Below are 26,012 nucleotides of genomic sequence, written 5' to 3'. Positions count from 1 at the left end.
GGGGCCCAGGGCGCTCACGCCGGGGTCCGGACCGCGGACCGGTCGGCGAGCGCCAGGTACACGTCGTCGAGGCTGGGTTCGCCGAAGGTCAGCTCGCCGGCCTCGACGCCCGCCTGGTCCAGGGTCCTGATGACGTCCGCGATCTCCCGGGTGGCGTCGATCGGGACGACGACGGTCCGCGCCTCGTCCTCGCCGACCACCGCGGCGAAGCCAGCGCCGCGCAGGGCCGCGCCCGCCGTGGCGCGGTCCTCGCCGGTGTCGAGGGTCAGGGTGACCGTGCGGCGGCCGATGGTCGCCTTCAGCTCGGCGGCGGTCCCCGCGGCCACCACCCGCCCCGCCGACAGCACCGTGATGGTGTCCGCGAGCCGGTCGGCCTCCTCCAGGTACTGCGTCGTCAGGAGCACGGTGGTGCCCTGGCGGACCAGGCCCTCGACGATCTCCCACAGGTTGAGCCTGCTGGTCGGGTCGAGTCCGGTGGTCGGCTCGTCGAGGAACAGCACCTCGGGGGCGCCGACCAGCGACACCGCGAGGTCGAGGCGGCGGCGCAGACCGCCGGAGTAGCCGCTCGCCCGGCGGTCGCCGACATCGGTCAGGCCGAAGAGTTCGAGGAGTTCGGCGGCGCGCGCCGCGGCGGCCCGGCGTCCGGCGCCGAGCAGCCGGGCGATGAGGACGATGTTGTCGCGTCCGCTGAGCTGGCCGTCGACCGACGCGAACTGGCCGGTGAGGCCGATCCGGCGGCGGATCTCGACGGGCTTGTGCGAGACGTCGAAGCCCGCGACCCTGGCCCGCCCCGAGGTGAGCGGCAGCGCCGTGGTGAGGATGTTGACCAGAGTGGTCTTCCCGGCGCCGTTGTGGCCGAGGAGCCCGAGGACCGTGCCGCGCGGGGCGGCGACGCTCACCGAGTCCAGGGCGTGGACCGAGCCGAACGACTTGGTGACGCCGGCCGCCTCGATCATCAGGTCGCCGGGACCGGAGCCCGGCGCCGGTCCCGGCCGGGTGACAGGGGGCGTGACGAGCCCGCTCATGCGATGTACTCCCGCTCGTGGGTCTGCGGCCGGTGGAGGACCGGCCGTCTCTTGAGGGGGCCGGGCCGCCCCCGCCGGAACGGGACGGCCGGCTGGGACCGTTGTCCGGGGGAGTGGCCGAACCCTCCTGAGGTGCAAGGGCGTTCGGGGCAGCGGGTGAACCGCCCCGCGAGACAAGCCCCTTGGGGGCCGGTCGGTCGCGCTCGCGTCACGCCGGGTCGCCGTCCATGAGGCGGAACAGCTCCTCGTCGGAGGCGTCGGCCACGTCCATGACGGGGGCGCCCTGTTCGGCGGCGCCACCGCGCGACGGCGCCCAGCGGCCCGCGAGGGCCCGCAGCCTGGCCCCGGTGCCCGAGTCGACCGTCGCGCCCGACAGGAGCAGCGTCTCCAGCTCGTCGAGCAGCTCGGCCGGGTCACGGCGGCGCCGCGGCCGGTGGTCCCGGAGGGCGTCGCACACCAGCCGGGCCACCGCCCCGGGGGAGGGGTGGTCGAAGACCAGGGTCGGCGGCAGCCGGACACCGGTCACGGCGGTCAGCCGGTTGCGCAGCTCCACCGCCGTGACGGAGGTGACGCCCAGCTCCGTGAAGGCCAGGTCGGGGCCGGCGTCCGCCGGGAGCCGGCCGCCCACCACGGCGGCGAGTTCGGCGCGGACCAGCTCGGTGACCAGGCTCTCGGCCTCGGCGTCGGAGAGCCCGGCGAGCCGCTCCGCCAGCTCGGGGCCCCCGGCGGCGGCTGCCGGCCCGGCGAGGAGCGGTCCGGTCGCGACGGCGGACGCCGGGACCGACGCCAGCCAGTACGCCTCGTGCTGGAACGCGTACGTGGGCAGCGGCACTGCGGCCGCGCCGGGCAGCGCGGCCCGCCACTCCACCGGCAGCCCCAGCGCGTGCAGCCGCACCGCGCCGGTCAGGGCGGCGCCGGCCTCGTCCGTGCCGCCGCGCAGCACCGGCACGACGGCGGGCCCGGTGCCGGGGTCGCGTTCGCCCAGGCACTCCTCGACCATCGGGGTGAGTGCCGCTTCCGGGCCCAACTCGACGTAGACGGCGGTGTGTTCGGCGTCGAGGTGGCTGACCGCGTCGGCGAACCTCACGGTGTCCCTGGCGTGCCGCACCCAGTGCTCGGGGTCGGCCGCCTCCTCGGCGGTGAGCGGCCTGCCGGTCACACCGGAGACCACCGGCAGCGCGGGCGCCGCGAAGGCGAGCTCCGCGACCGTCGCGCGGAACGCGTCGAGCATCGGTTCCATCAGCGGCGAGTGGAAGGCGTGGCTGACCACCAGGCGGCGGGTCTTGTGGCCGTTCGCGGCGGCCTCGGCGGCCAGCGCGGCGACGGCCGGCTCGGCGCCGGACAGCACCACGGAGCGCGGCCCGTTGACGGCGGCCACCGCGACCTCGTGCCCGTGCCCGGCGAGCAGCGGCCCGATCTCCGCCTCGGAGCAGCGCACCGCGACCATCGCGCCGCCCGGCGGCAGCGCCTCCATCAGCCGGCCGCGCGCGGCGACCAGGGCGCAGGCATCGGGCAGCGACAGCACGCCGGCCACCTGGGCGGCCGCGATCTCGCCCACCGAGTGCCCGACAAGGCGGTCCGGTACGACACCCCAGGACTCAAGGAGCCGGTACAGGGCCACCTCGAAGGCGAACAGGGCGGGCTGGGCGTATCCGGTGCGGTCGAGGAGCGCGGCGTCCTCGCTCTCGGGGGCCGCCCACATGACGTCGGTCAGGGGCCGGTCGAGGAGCGGGTCGAGGACCGCGCACACCTCGCGCAGCGCGGCGTCGAAGACCGGGAAGGCGGCGGCGAGCCCCTGGCCCATGCCGGGGCGCTGGCTGCCCTGCCCGGTGAGGACGAACGCCGTCTGCCGGTCGCCGCCGACGGGACCGCGCCCGGCGCTGCCCGGTGCCTCGCCGCGCGCGAACGCCTCGGCCGACGCGACGAGCCCGGCCCGGTCGGCTCCGGTCAGCACGGCCGTGCGCGGGTGCACCGTGCGGGTGGTGAGGAGGGAGTGGGCGATGTCCCGCGCGGAGACCTCCGGATGCGCGGCGGCGTACCCGGCGAGCCGCCTGGCCTGCCCGCGCAGGGCGTCCGGGTCCTTCGCGGACACCAGCCACGGCGTGACGGGCCCGGCGGCGCTGTCGTCGTCCGGGACGGCGGTGGCGGTCGCGTCCGCCTCGGCGCCGGGCGCCTCCTCGATGACCAGGTGGGCGTTGGTGCCGCTGATGCCGAACGACGAGATCCCGGCCCGGCGCGGCCTGCCGTCCTCGCGGGGCCAGGGGCGGGCCTCGGACAGCAGCCGCACGGTCCCCGGGCTCCAGTCGACCTGCGAGGTCGGGGTGTCGGCGTGCAGGGTGCGCGGGAGCAGGTCGTGTTCGAGGGCGAGCACCATCTTGATGACGGCGGCGGCGCCCGCGGCGGCCTGGGTGTGGCCCAGGTTCGACTTGACGGAGCCCAGCCACAGCGGCCGTCCGTCGGGCCGCTCGCGCCCGTAGGTGTCGAGCAGCGCCTCGGCCTCGATCGGGTCGCCGAGCGCGGTGCCGGTGCCGTGCGCCTCGACGGCGTCCACCTCGTCGGCGCGGACCCCGGCGTCGGCGAGGGCCGCACGCACGACCCGGCGCTGCGCGGGACCGTGCGGTGCGGTGAGGCCGTTGGAGGCGCCGTCCTGGTTGACGGCGGAGCCCCGGATCACCGCGAGGACCGGGTGCCCGTTGCGGCGGGCGTCGGAGAGGCGTTCGAGGACGAGCAGGCCGGCGCCCTCGGACCAGGCGGCGCCGTCGGCGCCGTCGCCGAAGGACTTGCAGCGGCCGTCGGGGGCGAGGCCGCGCAGCCGGGAGAAGCCGACGAAGGCCGCCGGGGTCGACATCACCGCGACCCCGCCGGCGAGCGCCAGGTCCGACTCGCCCGAGCGCAGCGAACGGCACGCCAGGTGCAGGGCGACCAGGGACGAGGAGCAGGCGGTGTCGACGGTGAGGGCGGGGCCGCTGAGCCCGAGGGCGTAGGCGATCCGGCCGGAGAGCGCGCCGCCCGCGGTGCCCACCGGCAGCAGGCTCTCCAGCTCGCCCGTCGGGTCGGCCGCGCCCGCCGCGTAGTCGTGGTACATCGCGCCGGTGAACACGCCGGTGCGGCTGCCGCGCAGCGTCGCGGGGTCGAGCCGGGCGCGTTCCACGGCCTCCCACGCGGTCTCAAGGAGCAGCCGCTGCTGGGGGTCGGTGGCGAGGGCCTCGCGTGCCGACATCCCGAAGAACCCGGCGTCGAAGTGGGCGGCGTCGCGCAGGAATCCGCCCTCGCGGGCCACCGAGGTGCCGGGGGTGTCGGCGCCTTCGGGGGTGTCGGCGAAGAGGGCGTCGAGGTCCCAGCCGCGGTCCTCGGGGAAGCCGGACACCGCGTCGGTGCCGTCGCGCAGCAGCTCCCAGAGGGCCTCGGGGGAGGTGGCGCCGCCGGGCAGCCGGCAGGCCATGGAGACGATCGCGACGGGCTCGTCGCCGGGTCCGTGGCGCCGGGCGGGCCCGGTGTCCTGGGGCGTGTTGAGGCCGGCGAGTTCCCGGGCGAGCGCCTCGGGGGTGGGGAAGTCGAAGGCGAGTCCGGCGGGCAGGGAGAGCCCGGTGGCCTCGGCGAGCGCGTTGCGCAGCCGCACGGAGGCGACGGAGTCGAGGCCGTGGGCGCGGAACGTGACGTCGGGTCCGATCGGCTCGGCCGGCGCGTCCTTGCCGGGCACGGCGGCCAGCACGTCGGTGACGGCGGTGACGACCAGGCCGAGCGCGTCCCGCAGCGCCGGGCGCGGCACCGGGGCGGGGGCGGGCGCGGGCTGGTCGGCGGTCTCGGCGAGGTGCTGTTCGAGGGCCCGCCTGTTGATCTTCCCGGCGGGGGTGCGGGGCAGCGCGGGCAGCGCCACCACCTCCAGCGGGATCTTGTACTCGGCGACCTGCGACGCCCGCAGGTACGCCGTCACCTCGCGCAGCCCCACCGTGCCGCGCGGCCCGCCCCGGACGGCGGGCGCACCAGACGCGCGGTCCCCCTCGGTGCCGGTGGCGCTCCCGGTGCCGGCGTCGCGTTCGGTGACCACCAGGACCGGGTACTCGCCCAGCCGCGGGTCGGGCTTGGCGACGACGGCGAGCGGGCCGATGCCGGGCAGCTCCGCCAGCAGCGTCTGGATCTCCACCGCGTTGAACTTCCGGCCGCCCACGTTGATCAGCTCGGCCGACCTGCCGTGGAAGGCGACGAGGCCGTCCGCGCCGATCGACGCGAGGTCGCCGGTGCGCAGCCAGCCGTCCTCGGTCACCACCGAGCGGGTCAGCTCGGGTTCCCCGAAGTAGCCGCGGAAGAGGCTCGGGCCCCGGTACTGCAACTGGCCGGGCTCGTCGGGCGGGCAGGGCAGGCCGTCCTCGTCGACGACCCGCATCTCGGAGTCCTTGATGGGCCGGCCGACGCTGCGGGAGGCGACCTCGGGCGGGTCACCGGCCAGGCTGCTGGTGCCGTTGCCGGCCTCCGACATGCCCCACACCACCACCAGCGTGGTCTCCAGGGTCTCGCGCACCTCGCGCACCAGCGCGGGCGGCAGCGCGGCCCCGGCCGTCAGGATGCGGGCGGGGCGCAGCCCGCCGCGGTCGGGCAGCTCCCGCGCCCTGGTCACGATGTCGTGCAGCTGCGCGGGCACCGCGACGACCACGCTCGGGTCGTGCCGCCCGGCCAGCTCCATGAACCGCTCGACGTCCCAGGTGGGCAGCAGCACATGGCGGCCGGCCCGGAAGAACGCCGCGTACACCGACTGGAGGCCGAAGCAGTGCGTCAGCGGGCACGCGGTGAGCACCGTGCCCGCGTACGCGTCGGCGGAGTCCTCGGTCGCCACCCGGGAGTTGGTGAGCAGCGCGTCGTGCGAGTGCAGGCAGATCTTCGGCCGCGCCGAGGTGGTGCCCGACGACGGCAGCAGCACGAACGGCGACTCGGGCCGCACATCGACCGGTTCGGGCCGCTGCCCGGTCCACTGATCGAGGAACCCGGTCACGGTCTGCGCGCCGGGCGCGGCCGTGTCGCCCGCGACCAGCACGGCCCGCAGCGAGGGCAGCGCCTCGCGCAGCGCGGTCGCGGCGAGCGGGCCCGCGCCGTCCTGGGTGCGCGGCGGCAGCGCGACGGCGGCGGGCCCGACCCGCTCCAGGAGCGCCCGTACGTCGGCGGGCGCGTTGCCCTGGTGCACCGGCAGGGTGACCGAGCCGACCGCCGCCGCCGCCAGATGGAGCGTCAGGTACTCCCAGCAGTTGGGCAGGTGCAGGGCGAGCACGTCACCGGGGACCACCCCGGCCGCCTGGAGGCCGCGCGCCAGCGCGTCCACCTCGGCCCGCCAGGCGTTCCAGGTCAGGGCGCGGCCCCCGGCGAGCAGGGCGACCGCGTCGCCGCCCCTGCGCACCGCCGCGCCGAACACCTCGGGCAGGGTCAGCCCGTCCAGGGCGCGGCCGGTGCTGCCGGGGGGATCGATCAGGTAGTCGTGGGTGTGGACGGGCACCATCACTCCCGGGTGTCGAGCGTCGCCGTCATGGAGAGAGAACCGCTCCAGACTCTTGCCGCGCGGGCCGTGTTTTCCCTAGAGATCCCCGGCGGCCGCGGCGGCCGCGGTGGGCGGTGCCGGGTCGGCGGGGCCCTCGCCCGGGGCGTCGCGGCCGGGGAAGCCGGTGCCGAGCAGCCGCAGCAGCGGGGTCGCCTTGACGGCCGTCTCCTCGAACTCGGCCGCCGGGTCGGAGAGCGCGATGACGGCGCCGCCGACGCCGTAGCGCAGCCGGTCGCCGCTGAGGACCAGGGTGCGGATGACGATGGACAGGTCCACCGCGCCGGTCAGCGAGAAGTAGCCGATGGCGCCGGAGTAGACACCGCGGGGGCCGCCTTCGAGCCGGTCGATGATCTGCATGGTGCGGATCTTCGGGGCGCCGGTCATCGACCCGCCGGGGAAGGCGGCCCGCACGGCGGCCACCGGGCTGCGGTCCGCGCGCAGTCCGGCCCGCACGGTGCTGACCAGCTGGTGCACGCTCGCGTACGACTCGACCTGGAACACCGGGTCGGCGACGACCGAGCCGACGGCGGCGCACCGGCCCAGGTCGTGCCGGACCAGGTCGACGATCATCAGGTTCTCGGCGCGGTCCTTCTCGCAGGTCGCGAGGTCCTCGGCGAGCCGGGCGTCGGCCTCGGGGGTGGTGCCGCGCGGCCGGGTGCCCTTGATGGGCTTGGACTCCATGCCGCCGTGCCGGTCGATGCGCAGGAACCGCTCGGGGGAGCTGCTGAGCACCGCGACCCGGCCGAAGTGCAGGAACGCGGCGAACGGTGCCGCGCTCACCCGGCGCAGCGCCCGGTAGCTCTGCCAGGGGTCGAGGTCGGTGTCGGCCTCCGCCATGTTGGTGAGGCAGACCTCGTACGTCTCGCCCGCGGCGATCTCCTGCTGGCAGACGTCGATCAGCTTGAGGTAGGCGTCCCGGTCGTGGCGCAGCTCCACGGGCCCTGTGGTGCCCCGCGGGGTCCGCGCGCACGGTGCGGGCGGCTGTCCCGCGATGCCGTCGAGGGTCCCGGCGGCCTCGGTGAGCCAGGCGCGCGCGGCGTCCTCGGCGCCGTCCTCGGCCAGCGCCAGCAGGTATCCGGTGCCGGTGTGGTGGTCGAGGACCAGGGCGCGGTCGGCGAAGACGAGGGTGGCGTCGGGGTCGGGGGAGCGGTGCGCGGCGTCGCCGTCGCACTCGGCCTTCAGCTCGTAGCCGAGGTAGCCGACCCAGCCGAGGGCGAACTCGAAGGGCAGCTCGGGCACTTCGGTGCGCAGACCGGCCAGGTCGTTCTCCAGCCAGGTCAGGAACGGGCTGTGGACGGTGCTGGTGGCGCCGCCCGCGGTGACCGTCACGGTGCCCGCGGTGACGTCGGCCTTGGCGATCCTGGCGAGCGGGCCCGAGGCGTCGCCGAGCACGGACAGCCGGCCGAGCCGGTCGCCCGTCCTGCTGCTGTCGAGCCAGAACGGGTGCTCGCCGCGCCGGAAGAGGGTGTCGAAGGCGACCTCGGAGTCCCAGCGGGCCGGGAGTTGCTCGACGAGGACCCGCAACGTCCTTACCGGGGTGGCCGGTTCGGCGGGGGTGACCGGACGTACGGTGGGCGCCGCCGCGGGGACCCGGGGGCGGCCGTGCCGTTCGGTGAGGGAGCGGAAGTTCGCCAGCAGCCGGTGCCCCTCGCGGGTGCCGATCGACTCGGGGTGGAACTGCACGCCCCACAGCGGCAGGGTGCGGTGGCGCAGCGCCATCAGCACGCCGTCGGGGGAGAACGCGGTGCCCTCCAGCTCCGGCGGCAGGTCGGTGACCGCGAGGGAGTGGTAGCGGACCACTTCGAGGGGCTGCGGCAGCCCTTCGAAGAGGCCGGTGCCGTCGTGCCGGACGGCGGAGGTCCTGCCGTGCCGCGGTTCGGGGGCGCGGCCCACGCGCGCGCCGTGGGCGAGCGCCATGCCCTGGTGGCCGAGGCAGACGCCGAGCACCGGGAGGCGGCCCTCGGCGGCTATCTCCGCGCAGAGGCCGAAGTCGGCGGGGCGGTGCGGGGTGCCGGGGCCGGGGGAGAGGACGACGTTGTCGAACGCGTCGAGCAGGCCGGGCCGCCAGCCGGGGTCGTCGTTGCGGATGACCTCGGGCTCCTGCCCGTTGACCCGGGACAGGTAGTGGAAGAGGTTGTAGGTGAAGGAGTCGTAGTTGTCGACGAGAAGTGTGCGCATGGTGTCCTTGTCCAGGAGGCGCGTGAGCGGAAAGTGACGTGGGAGGCGACGGACGGGGGTGCCGTCCGGCCGTGGACGGTTCTCCTGCTGCGTGGCGGCCCCGGCCGCGGCGGACGTGCTCAGGCACGATGCCGGTCGGCGTGCTTCGGTCACGGCTCCAGCGCCTGCCCGGGGGGTGGTCCCGCCACCCACCCGGGCCGGACGCTCAGGAGGCCGGGGTGAGGGCGCGGGCGATCTCGGCCTGGACCGCGGCCAGGTGCTGGACGAGGAAGAAGTGGCCTCCCTCGTAGCTCCGCAGCCGGTACGCGCCGCTGGTGTGGTCCTGCCAGCGCTGGGCCTCCGCGACCGTGGTCAGCGGGTCGGCGTCGCCGGTGAGGACGGTGATGTCGCAGCGCACCCGGCGGTCGGCCGGGCAGGAGTACGTCTCGATGGCGCGGTAGTCGCCGCGCAGCGCGGGCAGCGCCATCCGCAGGATCTCCTCGTCGCCGAGGACACCGGCCGCGGTGCCGTTGAGGCGCTTCATCTCGGCGACGATGCCGTCGTCGTCGCGGAGGTGGACCTCCTCGGCGCGGGTGGTGGAGGGGGCGCGGCGCCCGGAGGCGAGGATCTCGCGCGGTCCGGCGTCCTTCTGCTCCAGCCGCCACGCCGTCTCGAACGCCAGTGCGGCGCCCATGCTGTGCCCGAAGAAGACGGTCGGGCGGTCGTCGAGGGCGAGCAGCTGCTCGGTGATCAGGTCGGCGAGGGTGCCGAGGTCCGCGACGCAGGGTTCCTTGCGCCGGTCCTGGCGGCCGGGGTACTGGAGCGAGATCACCTCGGCGGACGGCGCGAACCGCGCCGAGACCGGGTGGTAGAAGCTCGCGGAGCCCCCGGCGTGCGGGAAGCAGACCAGCCGGACCGCGTCGGCGTCGGCCGGGTGGTAGCGCCGCAGCCAGCGGGCCGCGATCTCGTCAGCAGCGGTGGTCACGGTGTGTGTCCCTTCAGTGGTGCGGGCCGGCGGGGTCCCGCCGGCCGTGGGGCGGGCGGGTGTCAGTCCTCGTGGACGGTGACCGAGCGGGACGGGCACAGGTCGCCCGCCGCGCGGACGGCGCCCGGGTCCGCGTCGCCGGGTTCCTCCGCCAGCAGGACGACGAAACCGTCGTCGTCCTGGTCGAAGACGTCGGGCGCGTTCAGCACGCACTGGCCCGCTCCGACGCAGCTCTCCCTGTCGACGGTGACACGCATGATCCTTGGCTCCTTGGGGTGGTGGGGGACCGGGGATGCGCGGGTGCCGCCGGGACCGTCCGGCGGCACCCGCGGCCGGTGGCTACCAGCGCACCGGCAACTCGTGGAGGCCGAACAGGATCCCGTCGTACTTGAACGCCAACTCGTCCATCGGGACGGCCAGTTCCAGGGTCGGGATGCGCTCGAACAGCCTGCGGTAGGCGATCTCCATCTCGACCCGGACCAGGTTCTGCCCCAGGCACTGGTGGACGCCGTACCCGAAGGCGATGTGCCGGCGCTCGGCGCGCTCCGGGTTGAAGGCGTGCGGGCAGCCGAAGACCTCGGTGTCGTGGTTGGCCGCGGCGATCAGCGGCACGATGCCCTCGCCCTTGCGGATCAGCTGCCCGGCGATCTCCACGTCGTCGACGGCCACCCTGAGCGCGACCATGTCGGCCACCGAGTGCAGCCGCAGCAGCTCCTCCACGACCTTGTCGCTGCCGATCCACTCCGGGTTGGACAGCAGCGTCACCACGCCGAGCCCGATGTTGTTCGCGGTGGTCTCGTGGCCGGCGATCAGCAGGAGCAGCAGGACGCCGGAGAGTTCCTCGTTGCTGAGCTGGCCCGTCGACAGCAGCCGGCTGATCAGGTCCTCGCCGCGCCACTTCTCCTTGATGGCGATGAGACGGTTGATGTACCGCAGCAACTCCCGGGTCGCGATGGCGCGTTGCTCGTCGGTCGAGGTGCGGATGGCGACCAGGGTGCGGGTACGCGACTCGAAGAAGTCACGGTCGGCCGAGGGCACGCCCAGCAGCGAGGAGATGACGAGCGACGGCACCGGCAGCGCGAAGTCCTCCACCAGGTCGGCGGTGTTGCCGCCGGCCAGCATGGCGTCGATGCGCTCGTCCACGGTCCGCTCCACGGCAGGCCGCAGCTCCCTGACCCGGCGCACGGTGAACTCGGGGATGAGGACCTTGCGGAACCGGTCGTGCTCGGGGGAGTCGAGGCCCACGAACCAGCCGGGGATCTGGTCCTGCTTGGGCACGCCCATCGTCGCGCCGACGTTGGGGAACCCCTCGTTGTCCGGGTTGGCGCTGATCTTCGGGTGGGTGAGCACCGCGCGCACGTCCTCGTGCCGGGTGACCAGCCAGATCGGCACGCCGTTCGGCAGATGGGACCTGACCAGTCCGCTCTGCTCCCGGTGGCTCGCGTACTGGGACAGCGGCAGCGGTTCCTCGGGCGTGCGCAACGGGAAGTCGACCACCGTGGGGCCGGGGCTGGTCGTCATGTCCGCTCCTTGTTCATCGTCCTGCGGTCGGCGGACCGGGCCCGGTCGGGCCCGGCGGCGGGCGGGTGCGGCGGCCCGCCGCGGCGGGCCCCCGGTCAGCCCCCGGTGTAGAACTCCCGGACGGCGCCGGTGATGTACTCCTGGTCGGCCGCGGTCAGCCCGGTGTGGGTGGGCAGATAGAGGCCGTCCTCGCTGAGCCGGTGGGCGTTGAGGGTCGGCCACACCGGGTCGAGGTAGCCGGGCTGGCGGCTCATCGGCTTGAAGAACAGCCGGGTCTCCACCCCGCGCGCGTCGAGATGGGCGCGCAGCTCCTCCCGCCGCTCGGCCCGCAGGTCGTACATCCACAGCACGTCACGGGCCGGCATCAGGGTGATCCCGGGGATGTCCTTGAGGCCCGCGTCGTAGCGGGCCTCGATCTCCCGACGGGCGGCGAGGATGTCGTCGAGCCGCTCCACCTGGGCCAGCGCGACGGCGGCCTGCATCGCCGTCATCCGGAAGTTGTAGGCCAGTTTCTTGTGCAGGAAGCTGTGGTCGCGGGTGAAGGCCATCGCCCGCAGGTGGTCCAACTGCCGTGCCAGCCGCGGGTCCTCGGTGAGGCAGATGCCGCCCTCGCCGGCCGTGATGATCTTGTTGGCGAACAGCGAGAAACAGGCGATGTCACCCACCGGACGCACCCCGTGGGCCTCCGCCGAGTCCTCCACCACCCGCAGGTTGTACTGGTGGGCGAGGTCCATCACGGCGTCCATGTCGCAGCGCCGCCCGTAGATGTGCACCGGCATGATCGCCCGGGTGCGCGGGGTGATCTTCTCCTCGATGCGGGCCACGTCGATGTTCAGGTCGTCGCCGCAGTCCACGAAGACGGGCGTGGCGCCGGTGTAGGTGACCGCCCACGCGGAGGCGACCATCGTGAACTCCGGCACGATCACCTCGTCGCCGGGACCGATGCCCAGCGCGCGCAGCGCCAGGGTCAGGGCGGCGGTGCCCGAGGAGCAGGCGACGCCGTGGGCGACCCCGTTCCACGCGGCGAACGCCTCCTCGAACCGCTGGACGTAGGGCCCCTGGGAGGAGATCCAGCCGGCCGAGACGGCGTCGGTGACGTACTCCAGCTCGCGGCCGTCCAGACTCGGCCGGGAGACGGGATGGGTGAAGGCCATGAAGTCCTCGCTGCTGTCGCTTGGCTGACGCGGGATGGGGGCGGGCGGGCGCGGGGCGCTCACGCCGCGGGGAGCAGGCCGAGCACGAGGTCGGCGGCGGTCTTGCGGCCACCGGCCGCCCTCTGCAGCGCGCCGAGACGCTCGGCCCGCTCACGGAACGACGGCTCGGCGGTGACACGGGTCAGCTTGTCGACGACGTCGTCGACGTCGACGGTGTGCGGCCGGTCCAGGGTCAGGCTGATGCCGAAGTCCCGGCCGCGCACCGCCTGGTCGAAGCAGTCCACCCACAGCGGGCGCACCACCTGCGGCTTCCCGAAGTAGACGCCCTCGTGGTAGGCGTTGCCGCCGCCGTGCGAGAAGAACGCCGACACGTTCGGGTGGGCGAGCACGTCGAGCTGCGAGGGCACCCACTTCTCCACCCGCAGGTTCGCCGGCAGCGACGCGGCGGGCGGCAGCAGATGCTGCTGCTCGGCGGGGAGCTTCCACAGGAACTGGTGGGTGTCCGCCATCCGCCGCGCCACCTCCACCAGCGCCTCGACCTCCGGGCGGGTCAGCCGGGTGATGGTGCCGAAGCCCATGTAGACCACCGAGGACTGCCCGTCGAGCCAGTCCGACACCTCGTCGTCGTCCGGCGCCTCGGGCAGCGGCGGCAGCACGGCCCCCACCAGGTTCAGCTTCGCGGGGATGTCGAAGGGGTAGTCGAGCTCGGCGATCGACGCGCACAGCACGGCGGCCGCCCGGTCGACGCGGGTCATCGCGTTGGGCGGGGTGATGCCGAGCTCCTTGCGGATCGCCGCGTCCTCCCGCAGCACCTTGCCCATCCGCGGGCCGAGGAACATGCCGAGGGTGCGCCACTTGAAGAGCGTGTTGGCCAGCCGCTGCCGGGCCGACATCGCCAGCGGCAGCCCGGAGTTGGGGACCGGGAAGTTCTTCGGGGTGTACGACGCGCCGAACGGGTTGTGCGAGGTCAGCACGTTGCTCGCGACGAACGGCACATTGAGCACGTACGGGATGTTCCGGGTCAGCGCCAGGTCGACGGCGAAACCGGCCACGCAGTCCACGACCAGCAGCGCGGGCCGCACCTCGTCCACGACCTTCTCCAGCTCCCGGTACTTGCGGGCCTGGAGCGCCGGCTTGTAGGACTGCCTGACCACCGCGCGGTGCGCCTTGAACCGGGACGACTGGGTGACCTCCCGGTACACGTCGTCGTCCCAGGTCACCGCGGACAGCTCGGACACCGTCGCGCCCAGCGACGCGAACGACACCGGCGAGGCGGCGCCGAGCGCCGTCACCTCCTCGCGGCGGCTCTCGTCGGTCGCGAACCACAGGTCGGGGACACCGCGGCGGGCCAGCTCGCCCGCCAGCACCAGCAACGGGTTGAGCAGGCCGCTCTCGGGGAGGCTGACGAAGAGGATCGGCCGGGCGGCGGAGTCCATGGGTGGGATGCCCTTTCACGAGGTGGCGCCGAGGGTGGCCGCGGTCCGCCGGTCACACGTGGACGGGCGCGGGGACAGTCGTGCGGTGTGCGGTGTGCCGGCCGACTCCGTCACAGGCGTCGCCGGGGGCACCCTCACTTGATCTCATGGCAGCTACCGGGGAAATCCTTAGACATCGCGCCCCCGCCGCCGTCGAGCCCCCCGAATGTGCGTAGATGAGGTTCAGGCGGGGCAGGTGCGACCCGGGACGGTGATCGCCACCGGCCGATGCGAACGCGCCCGCCCCGGTGACCGCCGGCCGCCGTCCCGGCCTTGTACGACGCGAGGGAGAGCAAGTGAGCGAACGGGCCCGTACCGCCCCCTCCGCACCGCCGCTGGTCGGACGGGCCCGCCACCTCGAGGCCCTCGCCCGGCACGCCGAGGCCGCCCGCGCGGGCCGGCCCCGGCTGGTCCTCGTCGACGGTCCGGCTGGCGCGGGCAAGACCGCCCTGCTGCGCGCCGCCGTCGCCGACGGCGGCCCCTTCGCCGGCATGACCGTCCTGCACGGCGGCTGCCGCGCCGTCGACGCCGGCACCGGCTACAGCGGGGTCCGCGCGCTCTGCGCCCGGCTCGGCCTGACCAGCCGCAAGGGCCGCGCCTCCCACCTCCTCGACGGCGGCGCCCGCCGCGCCCTGCCCGCACTCGCCGCCGACCCCGAGACCCTCGAAGGACTCGGCGCCCCCGAGGGCACCTTCTCCGTCCTCCAGGGCCTGTACTGGCTCGCCGTCAACCTGATGGCCGAAGGCCCCCTGGTACTGGTCCTCGACGACGCCCACTGGTGCGACGAACGCTCCCTGCGCTGGCTCGACTTCCTGCTGCGCCGCGCCGACGGGCTGCCGCTCCTCGTGGTCGCCGCGCACCGCACGGAGGCGGGACTCGGCGCCCCCGACGCCCTCTCCGACCTGGCCGCCCACCACCTGCCCGCCTCGCTGCGCCTCGGCCCGCTGGACACCGCCGAGGTGACCGAACTCGTCGCCCGGGTCTTCCCGGGACAGCGGCCCGAGCCCGGGTTCGTCACCCGGCTCGTCTCCGTCACCGGCGGCAGCCCCCTCGACGCCGTACGGCTGCTGCGCGACCTGCGCACCGCGGGCCTCGGCCCTGACGAGGCGGGGACCCGGCAGATCGCCGAGGTCGGCGGGCGGATCGTCGCCGCGTCCGTGCAGGGCACCCTCGTCGACCAGCCCGGCTGGGTGCGCGAGGTGCTGCTCGCGCTCGCCGTCCTCGGCGACGAGGACACCGCCTACCTCGCCGCCCTCGTCGGGGTGTCCGCCCTGCACGTCGAGGAGGGCGTGGAGATCCTGCGGCAGGCGGGCCTGGTCCACCGCAGCCGCCGCGAACCCGTCCACGACCTGGTGCGCGCCGCCGTCCTCGACCCGCTCGGCGCCGCCGGGGTGGCCGCGCTGCGGCTGCGCGCCGCCCGGCTGCTCTCCGACATCGGACGCTCACCCGAGGAGACCGCGGCCCAGATCCTCGCCGTGCCGGGACCGGTCGACGCCTGGGCCACCTCCGTGCTGCGGGCCGCCGCCGCCCAGGCCGAGCAGCGCGGCGCCCCCGAGGCCACCGCCCGCTACCTGGAACGGGTCAGGGAGGCCGAACCCGACGACCCCGACGTCCTCACCCGGCTCGGCAAGGCCCTCGCCGAGACCGACCCGCGCCGCTCGGTCAGCCTGTTGCACGACGCGCACACCCTCACCACCGACCTCCGCGCCCGCACCGCGACGGCCGTCCAACTCGCCCTGACCTGCCTCAGCGTGCAGCGCTCGCCCGACGGCACCCGGGTGCTCGCCGACGCGCTCGCCGACCTCGACGCGGGGCTCGGCGCCGACCCCGAGCCCGCCGACCGCGAACTGCGCACCCTCGCCGAGTCGGCCCTGCTGATCGTCGGCGCCGACGAGAAGTCCACCCTCCCCGAGGTGCTGCGCCGCACCAGGGACCTCACCCCGCCGCCCGGCGACACCCCCGCCGAACGGCAGCAGCTCGCCATGCTGAGCGTGCTCGGCGCCGTCGACGGCCGGCCGGCCGCCGAGAGCGTACGGCGGGCCCGCCGCGCGCTGCGCGCCCCCGGTGTCCCGCTCGGCGCGTGGTCGCTGCTGCCCGCCTCCCTCGCGCTGTCCCTCGCCGACGAGAACCAGGCCGCCGACGACGCCCTGGAGACGGTGCTGCGCGGCAGCCGGGACTCCGCCGCGGTCTGGACGTACGTCCTGGCGCTCTCCACCCGCTCCCTGTACCGCCTGGAGAACGGCGAGGTCGCGGACGCGCTCGCGGACGCCCAGACCTCGCTGGAGATCCTCGGGCAGGAACGCTGGGGCGACAGCACCACCATGCCGCACACCGCCTACGCGGCGGCCCTCACCGAACGCGGCGAGGTGGCCCGCGCCGAGGAGGCCCTCGCCGCGATCAAACGGCCCCACCTGGACCGCTTCGCCTGGGAGTACCACTGGTACCTGATGGCGCGGGGCCGGGTACGGGCCGCACGGGGCGACCTGGACGGCGCCCTCGACACGTTCCGCGGCTGCGGCGACTCGCTGGCCTCGGCCGGGCTCGGCAACCCCGTCTTCGCGCCCTGGTGGCTGGAGGCCGCCTGTCTGCTCGGCGGACTCGGCAGGACCGCCGAGGCGCGCGAGGCCGCCGAGCACGGCGCCCGGCTCGCCGCCCGCTGGGACACCCCGCGCGCCCACGGGTACGCCCTGCTGGCGCGCGGCGCCGCCGCACCGGGGCCCGCCGGGGCGGGGCCGCTGCGCGAGGCGGTCGCCCTGCTGGAGTCCTCACCCGCGCGCGTCCAGCACGCGCGGGCGCTGCTGCTGCTCGGGCGGGCGGTGCTGGCCGGCGGAGCGGTGCGGGAGGCGCGCGACCATCTGCGGGAGGCCGTCGGGCTCGCCCGGCGCAGCGGCTGTGTGGCCCTCGCCCGGCAGGCCAGGGAGGACCTGGTGGCGGCCGGCGGCCGGATGCGGGAGATCACCGCGTCCCCGCTCGACATGCTGACCGGCACCGAGCGCACGGTGGCCGGTCTGGTCGCCGCGGGGGCGGGCAACCGGGAGGTCGCGGAGTCCCTCTTCGTGACGGTGCGTACGATCGAGCTCCATCTGACCAGCGTGTACCGGAAGTTGGGGGTGAACCGGCGGGCCGACCTGACGGAGGCCCTGCGCACGGGCGGACCGCCGCCGCCCGTTCTGTCCGCCTCGGGACCCTGAGCGCCGCGCGCTCCGTCGACATCGCACAACAGAAAGGAGAAAAGCCAACAAAAAGAACAACAGGTTACATGTAGCTCCCGTGTTCTCGCGGAAATATATGATCACCTCTATGCCGTCCCCCGAGTTCCCGCTCCTGGAGCGCGACCGCGAGCAGGCTGTGCTCTCGGCCATGATCGGCGAGCTCCGGTCCGCGCGCCCCGCCGTGGTCACCGTGACCGGAGAACCCGGACTCGGACAGAACGCCCTGCTGCGCTGGGCCGCCGAACAGGCGACGAGCGCCGGCCTGCGCGTCCTGACGGCCCGCGCCACCCCCGCCGAGGACCAACTCCGCTACGGCGTCGTCGCCCAGCTCCTCACCGGCGAGGACCGCGACCTCGCCCCGCGCCTCTTCCTCTCCCAGGACCAGTCCGGCGGACTGCCCGGCCTCGGCGGACTCCTCACCGCCGCCCGCGACCGCCCCACCCTCCTCGTGGTGCAGGACGTCCAGTGGCTCGACGTCGCCTCACTGCGCTGGCTCGAAGCCCTGGTCAGACGGCTGCCCCGGGTCCCGCTCGCGCTGCTCACCAGCAGCACGGGCGCCGCCATCACCCGCCCCGAGTGGAGCGTCGGCACCTCCCTCACCAGCGTCGTCAGCACCATCGAACTCGCCCTGCCGCCGCTCACCGCGAGCGGCACCGCCGACGCCGTCCGCGCGGTCTGCGGCACCCCGGGCGCCCCCGCCTTCACCGCCGCCGTCGCCGACGCCACCCGCGGCAACCCGGCCGTCCTGCACGACGCCCTGGAACGTTTCACCCGCGAGGGGCACCGCCCGCTCGCCGAGTCCGTCGGACAGCTGCGCGCCCTCACCGCCGAAGTGGTCGGCGACCACGCCGCCAAGGCGCTCAGCGAACTGCGCGACCCCGCCGCCGTCGACGCCCTGCGCGCCCTCGCCGTCTGCGGCGACCTCCTCGACTTCCCGCTGGTCTGCGGACTCGCGGGACCGCACGCCGTACCCGAGGCCCGGCTGCGCGCCGCGCTCCAGGCCAGCGGCCTCACCACCCTGAAGGACGGCGCCCCCTACATCCCTGACAGCGTTGTCCGGGCCCGCGTCCTCGAAGAGATGCCCGCCGCCGACCGCGCCGACCTCCACGCCCGCGCCGCCCGGCTCGCCCAGCGGGTCGCCGCCGACGACCAGGGCATCGCCGACCTGCTGATGCTGGCCCGCCCGGTCGGCGCGCCCTGGGCCGTCGACACCCTGCGCCGCGGCTACACCGCAGCCCTGCGCGGCGGAGACCGCGACCGCGCGGCCGGCTACCTCGCCCGCGCCCTCGACGAACCCCTGGACGCCGAGACCCGGGCCCGCGTCGAGTACCAACTGGCCTCCGTGGAGATGCTCTCCGTGCCCGCCGCCGCCGAACGCCGGCTGCACGGCCTGATCCGCACCCCCGGCACCGGGCTGCGCTCCCGCGCCGTCGACCTGTGCCTCCTCGGCGGCGACACCCGCTCCGCCCGCCTCGCCCTCGCCGAGTCCGGCGACCTCTCCGCACTCCCCGGCGACGGCGTCCCGAGCAGACGCCCGCACCGGGGCCGCCCGGACGCGGCCCCCCTCACACCCCCCAAGTCGCCCGGCACCCACGCCGCCGCCCACTGCACCACCGACACACCCGCGGGAGCCGGCCAGGGCACCGGCCCCACGGTGGCCGAACAGCACGAGATGGCCGCCCTGTTGAGGATCGGCGACTGCCTGCGCCACGACGGCACCGAACTCGACATCCTCCCCACCCCCGCGCTCCCCGACCACTCGCACAGCCCCGCAGTCGCCGGACTGCGGGCCTGGCAGCACGCCGTGGCCGGCGCCCACATCGACGAGGCCCGCAGACTCGGCCGGGCCGCCCTCGCCCCCGACCCGGCGGGCCGCCCGCCGCTCGTGGTGCCCCGCCTCTTCGCCTGCCGCGCGCTGCTCCTCACCGACGACGGCGACGAGGTCGAGAGCCACCTCGCCGAGATGCTCTCCGAGGCCCACCGCGAGCGCTCCTCCCTCGCCGTCGCGCACATCCTCTCCGTCCGCGCCGACCTGCACATCAGACACGGCCGCCCCGACGCCGCCTCCCGCGACCTGGCCGCCGCCGAGGTCGAACTGCCGCCCGCCGGACGCCATCCGCTGTTCATGCCGTACTGGATCGCGCTGAGCGTCATCTCCGACATCCAGCGCGGCCACATCGACCGCGCCGCCGAGACCGTCGCCCGGCCGGTGCCGCGCCTCGCCCAGGAGTGCGCCACCACCGCCTACCTGCTGTTCGCCCAGGGGGCGTTGGCCCACGTCCGCGACGAGCCGTACCAGGCAAGGGAGTACTTCCGCGCGGCCGGCCGCTGGCTGCTGCGCTTCGGCTGCGTCAACCCCGCCGAGGTGCCCTGGCGTTCGTTCGCCGCCGAGACCGCCCACATCCTCGGCGCGGGCGACGAGGCGCAGCGGCTGGCCCGCGAGGAGCTGAGCCTGGCCCGCCGCTGGGGCGCGAGCAGCCCGCTCGGGCGGGCCGAACTCGGCCTCGCCATGGTGGTCGCCGACCAGCGCGTCGAACACCTGCGGGCCGCCGTCGCCACCCTCAGCGAGGCCCCCGCCCGCACCGACTACACCCGCGCCGTCATCGAACTGGCCTCCGCCGAACGCGACGAGGCCGACCGCCGATCGGTGGTCTCCCTCAACGCCGCCGGTTCGATTCTGCCCGGGGACATCGCCGCCACCCTGCGCACCGACACCTCCGCCAGGGACGCCACCGCCCGCCACCAGGCAACCACCGCGCCCCACCCGACCCCGCGCCAGGACACCCGGGTCCCGGCCGCCTGGCGCGGCCTCAGCGACGCCGAACGCGAGGCGGCGGTCCTCGCCACCCGCGGCCTCGGCAACCGGGAGATCGCCACGATCCTCTCGGTCACCACCCGCACCGTCGAACTGCGCCTGAGCGGTGTCTACCGCAAACTCCGCATCCGCGGACGTGAGGAACTGCGCGCACTGGCCCAAGGATCGGAGGGCAGCTGACCATATGCTGCTGGAGCGCAACACCGAGATCGCCCTGGTCGACGCCGCCCTGGGCGCCGCCACCGACGGACGGTCCTCCCTGGTCCTGCTCACCGGACCGCTCGGGATCGGCCGCACCGCCCTGCTTCAGCGGCTGTCCGGACTCGCCGACGGCCACGACGACATCCGGGTGCTGCGGGCCAACGCCGCCTCCATGGAACAGGACTTCGCGTTCGGCGTCGTACGGCAACTCTTCGAGACGCTGCTGAGCGACTCGCCCGAGGACGCCAGGGACCGCTGGATGGACGCCCACGCCTCCTTCGCCCGGCACGTCCTCGCCGACGACGCCGCCTCACCCGGCGCCGACCAGGCCATCGCCGCCACCGAGGCCGTCCTGCACGGACTCTTCTCGCTGATCGCCAACGTCAGCACCGAGAACCGGCTGCTCATCCTCGTCGACGACCTCCAGTGGTCCGACGTGCCCTCCCTGCGCTGGCTCACCTACCTCGCCAAACGGCTGCACGGACTGCGGGCCGTCATCGTCTGCGCCCTGCGCGACGGCGACCCCCGCACCCACCACACCCTGATCCGCGAGGTCCGCGACGCCGCCACCCAGACCCTGCGGCCCGCCTCCCTCAGCCTCACCGCCGCCCACGCCCTGGTCCGCGAACGCTTCGGGGAGCCCGGCGACGAGGAGTTCGTCGTCGCCTGCCACGAAGTCTCCGCGGGCAACCCCCTGTTCCTCATGTCGACCCTCATCGGCACCGAGGTCCTCGGCCGCCGCCCCTTCGCCGAACACGCCGCCGTGGCACGCGGGTTGGCCCCCTCCCAACTGCGCGAACGCATCGCCAGCATCCTGCGCACCCAGCCGCCCGCGGTCCGCGACCTCGCCGCCGCCATCGCCGTCCTCGGCGAACAGGGCACCCCCGAGGCGCTCGCCCGGCTCGCCGGACTCGACGCAATCGGCTACTCGGGAGCCCTGCGCGCCCTCGGCGCCCTCGGCATGCTCGCCGCCGCCCACGGACCGCGCACCGCCCACGAACCCCGCTTCGTCCACCGCGCCGTCCGCGACGCCGCCGAGTCCACCCTCACCATGGTCCAGCGGGAACGGCTGCACGACGAGGCCGCCGCCCTCCTCTACTCCGCAGGCGCCCCCGCCGAACAGGTCGCCGCCCAGCTCATGGCCGTCGTCACCCGCCACCAGCCGTGGGCCGTCGACGTCCTGCGCGCCGCCGCCGACACCGCGCTGCGCCGCGGCGCCCCCGACGCCGCCGCCCGCTACCTCCAGCGCGCCCTGCTCGACAGCCCCGCCGACGGCGTGGGACGCGCCCGCCTCCTCGTCGAACTCGCCACCGCAGAAAGGGGGTTCGACCCCCTCGCCTGTGAACGGCACATCGCCCAGGCGATGACCCTGCTGCCCGAACCCCGCGACCGCGCCGTCGCCGCGCTGCGCATCTCACCCACCCCGCTCGGCCCCGCCCTGCTCACCGTCGTCGAACTGCTCAGACAGGCCGCCGAAGGACTCGGCCCCGCCGACCTGCTCACCGGCGCCGACCGCGACCTCGCGCTGCGCCTTGAGGCCAGACTGCGCCACTGCGGCCACGAGGACCCCGCCGTACTCGCCGCGGCCGCCGACCGGTTGCGGGAACTCGGCCCCGAACCGCCCCTGGACACCGCCGCCGAACGGGAGTTGACCATCGCCCTGCTCGGCGCCGTCACCCTCGGCTGCCGGATGCCCGCCGACGAGGTGGTACGGCTCGCCGAACGCGTCCTCGACCGGGAACCCGCCACCTCCGCGCGCATCCACTCCACCCTGCCCCTGGTCATCATCACGATGATCGCCGCCGACTCGGTGGAGGCCGTCGACTCCTGGCTCGCCGTCGAACACCGCGCCCACACCCGGCGCACCGCCCCCGCCAACGCCCTCGCCCACATCGAACAGGCCCTCGTCCACCTCGGCCGCGGCCGGCTCGCCCAGGCCCGCGAACAGTCCGAGACCGCCCTCGGCATGACCGAGTCCGACCACCACACCCTGGGCACCGTCGCGACGATGACCCACGCCATCGTCGCCCTGGAGTCCCGCGACCCCGCCCTCGCCGAACGGGTGCTGCGCCGCGCGAGCCGCATCCGCCCGCAGGGCCTCACCCTCACCGGCATCCTCCGCCTGCTCGAAGCCACCCGCGAGATCGCCGCAGGCGACCACACCGGCGCCCTCGACTCCCTCAGGTCCTGCGGCCGCCAACTGGAGGCGGCCGGCTGGCACAACCCGGTCCTCTTCCCCTGGCGTTCCTGGGCCGTCGGCGTCCACCGCAGGCTCGGCGACCACCGCACCGCCCGCGCCCTCGCCGAGGAGGAGCTGGCCCGCGCCGAGCAGTGGGGAGCGCCCGTCGGCGTCGGCCGCGCCATGCGGCTGCTCGGACGCCTGGAGGACGGCGGCCGCGGCATCGCCCTGCTGCGCGAGGCGGTCACCGTGCTGCGGGTCTCCGCCAACCAGCTCGAACTGGCCCGCGCGCTGCTGTCGCTCTCCGAACGCCTGGGCGGCGGGCCCGAGTCGGAGGCGCTGGCCCGGGAGGCCGCCACCCTGGCGACCGCCTGCGGAGCGCCCTTCCTCGCCGAGCGCGCCGTCGGCGGCACCGGGGACCGGCACACCCCGGTGGCCTTCCCGCACCATCTGCTCACCCCGACCGAGCGGCGGGTGGCCGGTCTCGCCTGCCGGGGGCTGACCAACCAGGAGATCGCGGGGGAGCTGCGGGTCAGCTCGCGCGCCGTCGAGAAGCACCTCACGCATGTCTACCGGAAAGTGGGCATCGCGGGCCGCCGTGAACTCATCGGGCTGGTATCCGGCACGGAAATCGGGGATGCCCCCAAGTAATACACGAGGAAGACGCCCGGACTTTCTCCCGGAATATTACGGGGGGCGTCCGGGCGTTTCCGTTTGCGGTTCCTCGCTGTGACGGCGGGCCGCCCGGCGGGGAATACCTGAACTTCTGTCATCTCTTTGCGGGACCGTACGGCGCGGCCGACCGGGCGCAAGCGCTTTCACTCCCGCGGGATGGGTGATTTCGTCGACTGCGGGGTGTTTCTGCTGGTCGTGAACTGGTGGAGGGGTGCGGTACCGAACACCGAACCCCTCCCTACCGAACCCCTTCGGTACGGGACCGTACCTACCGAAGGAGATACCACAGGATTGGCAGGTCAGGCCCGACCCGCGTTGACCCGTGCTTCCCCGCCTTCGTAATATCCAAATCATCTGCTTCAACGCACCGCCTTTTTCGACAAGGCTCATGGCAGGGCTCTGTCCCGCTCGTGGGATCCCTGCTTCCCGCCACCGTTAGTGCTCTTGAAGAAGGGTTCCGAGTTCCTTGACGCCCACCCCCCACACCACGCTCATGGACCGCGCGCAGACCCCGGCACCCGCCGGTTCACCGGAACAGGTCGCCGGTCTCACCGAGGACTTCGACCGGCCCGACGCCTACGTCGCCTGTCTCGATCCCGCCCTCACCATCCAGCAGGTGAACCGGGAGTTCGACAGCCGCTTCGGCGGCCCCGCGGCCGACCTCTGCGGCAAGCACTTCTGCGACCTCGTCCACCCCAGCGTCCAGCAGCCGCTGCTGCGGCAGTTCGCGCGGATGCTGGAGGGCAAGCGCCACCGGTTCGCCACCGAGGTCATCGCCGTCGGCCAGGAGAGCGCCGCGTCCATGCTGCCGCTGAGCGCCATGGCCGTGCGCGGCGCCCACACCCCCGACGTCGCCGCCATCCTCGTGGTGATGTCCGCCGCGGGCGAGAAGGCCGAGGCGGCGGCAGCCGTCGCGCCGCGCAAGCGGCTCCTCAGCGAGATCGACGCCCGCATCCTCGAAGGCATAGCCGCCGGCGTCTCCACCATCCCCCTCGCCTCCCGCCTCTACCTCAGCAGGCAGGGCGTCGAGTACCACGTCACCGGGCTGCTGCGCGCCCTGAAGGTCCCCAACCGGGCCGCCCTCGTCTCCCGCGCCTACTCGATGGGCGTCCTCAAGGTCGGCACCTGGCCGCCCCGGGTCGTCGAGGACTTCATCAAGTGAGACGATGCCCTCACGCCGACGCCTTCGAGGGCCAGGCCGCCGCACCGCCCCGCCCGCTCACGCCGCCCGCCCCGGTCCACACCGCACCCGGCGGCCCTCCCCCTGACGGTGACGCCATGATCGAGCTGGACGGCGAACCAGCCGCCCCCGACGACCTGATCGCCCTGGCAGTCACCAACTACGGCCATTTCACGACCCTGTTGGTCGAGGACGGCGCCGTCCGCGGACTCGACCTCCACCTGGAGCGGCTGATCCGCGACTGCCGGCTCCTCTTCGGCACCCCGCTCGACCCCGACCGGGTCCGCGCCCTGGCCCGCCGCGCCGCCCCGGAACGCGGCCGCCGGGTCGTCCGGGTCACGGTCTTCGACCCGGCGCTCGGCCTCGCCACCATGGCCGCCGACGCCCACCCCCGGGTCCTGGTCACCGCGCGGCCGGCCCCGGCCGCCGACCCGGGACCGCTGCGGGTGCGGACCGCCGTCCACCTCAGGGACCTGCCCGAGGTCAAGTCCGTCGGCCTCGCCGCCACCCTGCGGCTGCGCCGCCGGGCCGCGCGGGACGGCTACGACGACGTCCTGCTCACCGGCGCCGACGGCGCGGTCCTCGAGGGCGGGACCTGGAACATCGGCCTGGTGCGCGACGGCGAGGTGGTGTGGCCGGGCGGCGACATCCTGGCCGGCACCACCCGGCAGCTCCTGCGGCGGGCGGGCGACGATGTCACCGACCTGGTGTCGGTCTCCGAACTCGGCGACTGCGAGGCGGTGTTCGCGACGAACGCGGTCACCGGGGTGCGGCCCGTGGTACGGATCGACGAACGCGCGTACCCGGCCGTCCACCCGGTGCTGAGCCGGCTCGCCGACACCTACCGCTCGCTGCCCGCCGACCCGCTGTGACCGGGTGCTGCCGCGCCCGGGACCCGGACGCGGCAGTGCCCGGAGGCGGCGTCAGCCGCTGGTCGTGACCGTCACCTCGTCGACCACCAACTGCTGCGGGAAGGACGTCGATCCGTCGGGGTCGCCGGGCCAGTAGCCGCCGACCGCGAGGTTCATGATCAGGAAGAACGGCTTGTCGAAGACCCACCGGTTGCCGCCGAGGTCGGCCGGGGTGCGGGTCTGGTAGACGGTGCCGTCCACGGACCAGGTGATGCTGTCCGGCGCCCAGTCCACCGCGAAGGTGTGGAAGTCGTCGGCGAACGCCTGCCCGTTCGGCAGCGTGTACGCGGCGCCGATCCCTCCCGAACCCGAGTAGCCGGGCCCGTGCAGGGTGCCGTGGACCGTCGACGGCTCGAAGCCGACGTTCTCCATCACGTCGATCTCACCCGACTCGGGCCAGCCGACGTCGCCGATGTCCTGGCCGAGCATCCAGAACGCGGGCCAGATCCCCTGGCCGCGCGGGATCTTCATGCGGGCCTCGACATGCCCGTAGGTGGCGGTGAACCTGCCCGAGGTGTTCAGCCGCGCCGAGGTGTACTCGCAGCTCCCGTACCAGCACTGGTAGTTGCCCGGGTTCTCGCGGCGGGCCTCGATCACCAGGTGCCCCTGGCCGTCGAGGCGCGCGTTGTCGGTTCCCTGCGTGTAGTACTGCCGCTCGTGGTTGTCGACGTTGTCGCCGGTCTCGGTCTGCCACTTGGCGGGGTCGACGCCTGATCCGGCGGCTCCGTCGAAGGTGTCGGAGAAGGTGACGGCCGCCGCCGACCGGGGTGCCGCGTGGGTGGGGGCCACGGCGGCACTGGCGACGAGCGCGACGGACAGGGTGGTGAAGAGACATCTGCGCAACAGGCGTGCGGAGTTCATGGGTCGGCCTTCCGTGGGGGGAATGCTTCCCTCCGTTTCTAGGAAGGGAAGCGGGCCGGCGTCAAGAGGCAGGTACGGACCTATCGGCACCGGCTCCGGCTCCAGGTACAGACCTTCTCTTCCCCGTGCCTTCTAGG

14 protein-coding genes are annotated in these 26,012 nt (G+C 74.7%); 5 read left to right on the top strand and 9 right to left on the bottom strand.

Annotated features, from left to right (window positions below):
• Positions 1-14: 14 nt before the first annotated feature.
• The 8 genes from DDJ31_RS05195 to DDJ31_RS05160 all read right to left on the bottom strand — a co-directional run bounded on the left by DDJ31_RS05195 (position 15) and on the right by DDJ31_RS05160 (position 13,802).
• Positions 15-1,025, bottom strand: coding sequence for an ATP-binding cassette domain-containing protein (locus DDJ31_RS05195; protein ID WP_127181466.1), 1,011 nt, complete (start codon positions 1,023-1,025; stop codon positions 15-17).
• 208 nt (positions 1,026-1,233) lie between these two features.
• Positions 1,234-6,510, bottom strand: coding sequence for a type I polyketide synthase (locus DDJ31_RS05190; protein ID WP_127181467.1), 5,277 nt, complete (start codon positions 6,508-6,510; stop codon positions 1,234-1,236).
• Between the two features lie 75 nt (positions 6,511-6,585).
• Complete coding sequence (gene pabB, locus DDJ31_RS05185) at positions 6,586-8,727, bottom strand: aminodeoxychorismate synthase component I (RefSeq protein ID WP_127181468.1); 2,142 nt, start codon at positions 8,725-8,727, stop codon at positions 6,586-6,588.
• Between the two features lie 205 nt (positions 8,728-8,932).
• Positions 8,933-9,691, bottom strand: a complete 759-nt coding sequence (locus tag DDJ31_RS05180; protein ID WP_127181469.1) for a thioesterase II family protein — start codon at positions 9,689-9,691, stop codon at positions 8,933-8,935.
• Positions 9,692-9,753: 62 nt separating this feature from the next.
• Positions 9,754-9,948: a ferredoxin gene (locus tag DDJ31_RS05175; protein WP_127181470.1), complete on the bottom strand. Its 195-nt coding sequence runs from the start codon at positions 9,946-9,948 to the stop codon at positions 9,754-9,756.
• Between the two features lie 82 nt (positions 9,949-10,030).
• Positions 10,031-11,212: a cytochrome P450 gene (locus DDJ31_RS05170; RefSeq protein ID WP_127181471.1), complete on the bottom strand. Its 1,182-nt coding sequence runs from the start codon at positions 11,210-11,212 to the stop codon at positions 10,031-10,033.
• A gap of 95 nt (positions 11,213-11,307) precedes the next feature.
• Entirely contained in the window at positions 11,308-12,366 is a 1,059-nt protein-coding gene (locus DDJ31_RS05165; protein WP_127181472.1) for a DegT/DnrJ/EryC1/StrS family aminotransferase, read from the bottom strand.
• A gap of 59 nt (positions 12,367-12,425) precedes the next feature.
• Positions 12,426-13,802, bottom strand: coding sequence for a glycosyltransferase (locus DDJ31_RS05160; protein WP_127181473.1), 1,377 nt, complete (start codon positions 13,800-13,802; stop codon positions 12,426-12,428).
• 335 nt (positions 13,803-14,137) lie between these two features.
• Here DDJ31_RS05160 and DDJ31_RS05155 point away from each other — a divergent pair, with 335 nt between their 5' ends.
• The 5 genes from DDJ31_RS05155 to DDJ31_RS05135 all read left to right on the top strand — a co-directional run bounded on the left by DDJ31_RS05155 (position 14,138) and on the right by DDJ31_RS05135 (position 24,975).
• Positions 14,138-17,032 (top strand): ATP-binding protein, encoded by a 2,895-nt coding sequence (locus DDJ31_RS05155; RefSeq protein WP_127181474.1) that lies wholly within the window; start codon positions 14,138-14,140, stop codon positions 17,030-17,032.
• Positions 17,033-17,141: 109 nt separating this feature from the next.
• Positions 17,142-20,048, top strand: coding sequence for a helix-turn-helix transcriptional regulator (locus tag DDJ31_RS39620; RefSeq protein ID WP_127181475.1), 2,907 nt, complete (start codon positions 17,142-17,144; stop codon positions 20,046-20,048).
• Positions 20,049-20,052: 4 nt separating this feature from the next.
• A complete protein-coding gene (locus DDJ31_RS05145) occupies positions 20,053-22,899 on the top strand; it encodes an ATP-binding protein (protein WP_127181476.1) in 2,847 nt (948 codons plus the stop codon).
• A gap of 490 nt (positions 22,900-23,389) precedes the next feature.
• Positions 23,390-24,085 (top strand): PAS domain-containing protein, encoded by a 696-nt coding sequence (locus tag DDJ31_RS05140; RefSeq protein ID WP_127181477.1) that lies wholly within the window; start codon positions 23,390-23,392, stop codon positions 24,083-24,085.
• 116 nt (positions 24,086-24,201) lie between these two features.
• Entirely contained in the window at positions 24,202-24,975 is a 774-nt protein-coding gene (locus DDJ31_RS05135) for an aminotransferase class IV (RefSeq protein WP_127182944.1), read from the top strand.
• Positions 24,976-25,026: 51 nt separating this feature from the next.
• Here the strand turns inward: DDJ31_RS05135 and DDJ31_RS05130 are convergent, their stop codons facing one another.
• On the bottom strand, positions 25,027-25,875 hold the full coding sequence (locus tag DDJ31_RS05130) for a glycoside hydrolase family 16 protein (protein ID WP_127181478.1): 849 nt from the start codon (positions 25,873-25,875) through the stop codon (positions 25,027-25,029).
• Positions 25,876-26,012 lie beyond the last annotated feature (137 nt).

The organism is Streptomyces griseoviridis (assembly GCF_005222485.1).
GTDB classification, from domain to species: Bacteria; Actinomycetota; Actinomycetes; order Streptomycetales; family Streptomycetaceae; genus Streptomyces; species Streptomyces hintoniae.
Note: the sequence above shows the minus strand (reverse complement) of the source record. Positions and strands in the feature narration are given on the sequence as shown.

Coding starts and splice junctions, on each gene's coding strand:
- DDJ31_RS05195 (WP_127181466.1), bottom strand. CDS start 1,025: ATGAGCGGGCTCGTCACGCCCCCTGTCACCCGGCCGGGACCGGCGCCG.
- DDJ31_RS05190 (WP_127181467.1), bottom strand. CDS start 6,510: ATGGTGCCCGTCCACACCCACGACTACCTGATCGATCCCCCCGGCAGC.
- pabB (WP_127181468.1), bottom strand. CDS start 8,727: ATGCGCACACTTCTCGTCGACAACTACGACTCCTTCACCTACAACCTC.
- DDJ31_RS05175 (WP_127181470.1), bottom strand. CDS start 9,948: ATGCGTGTCACCGTCGACAGGGAGAGCTGCGTCGGAGCGGGCCAGTGC.
- DDJ31_RS05170 (WP_127181471.1), bottom strand. CDS start 11,212: ATGACGACCAGCCCCGGCCCCACGGTGGTCGACTTCCCGTTGCGCACG.
- DDJ31_RS05165 (WP_127181472.1), bottom strand. CDS start 12,366: ATGGCCTTCACCCATCCCGTCTCCCGGCCGAGTCTGGACGGCCGCGAG.
- DDJ31_RS05160 (WP_127181473.1), bottom strand. CDS start 13,802: ATGGACTCCGCCGCCCGGCCGATCCTCTTCGTCAGCCTCCCCGAGAGC.
- DDJ31_RS39620 (WP_127181475.1), top strand. CDS start 17,142: ATGCCGTCCCCCGAGTTCCCGCTCCTGGAGCGCGACCGCGAGCAGGCT.
- DDJ31_RS05145 (WP_127181476.1), top strand. CDS start 20,053: ATGCTGCTGGAGCGCAACACCGAGATCGCCCTGGTCGACGCCGCCCTG.
- DDJ31_RS05135 (WP_127182944.1), top strand. CDS start 24,202: ATGATCGAGCTGGACGGCGAACCAGCCGCCCCCGACGACCTGATCGCC.
- DDJ31_RS05130 (WP_127181478.1), bottom strand. CDS start 25,875: ATGAACTCCGCACGCCTGTTGCGCAGATGTCTCTTCACCACCCTGTCC.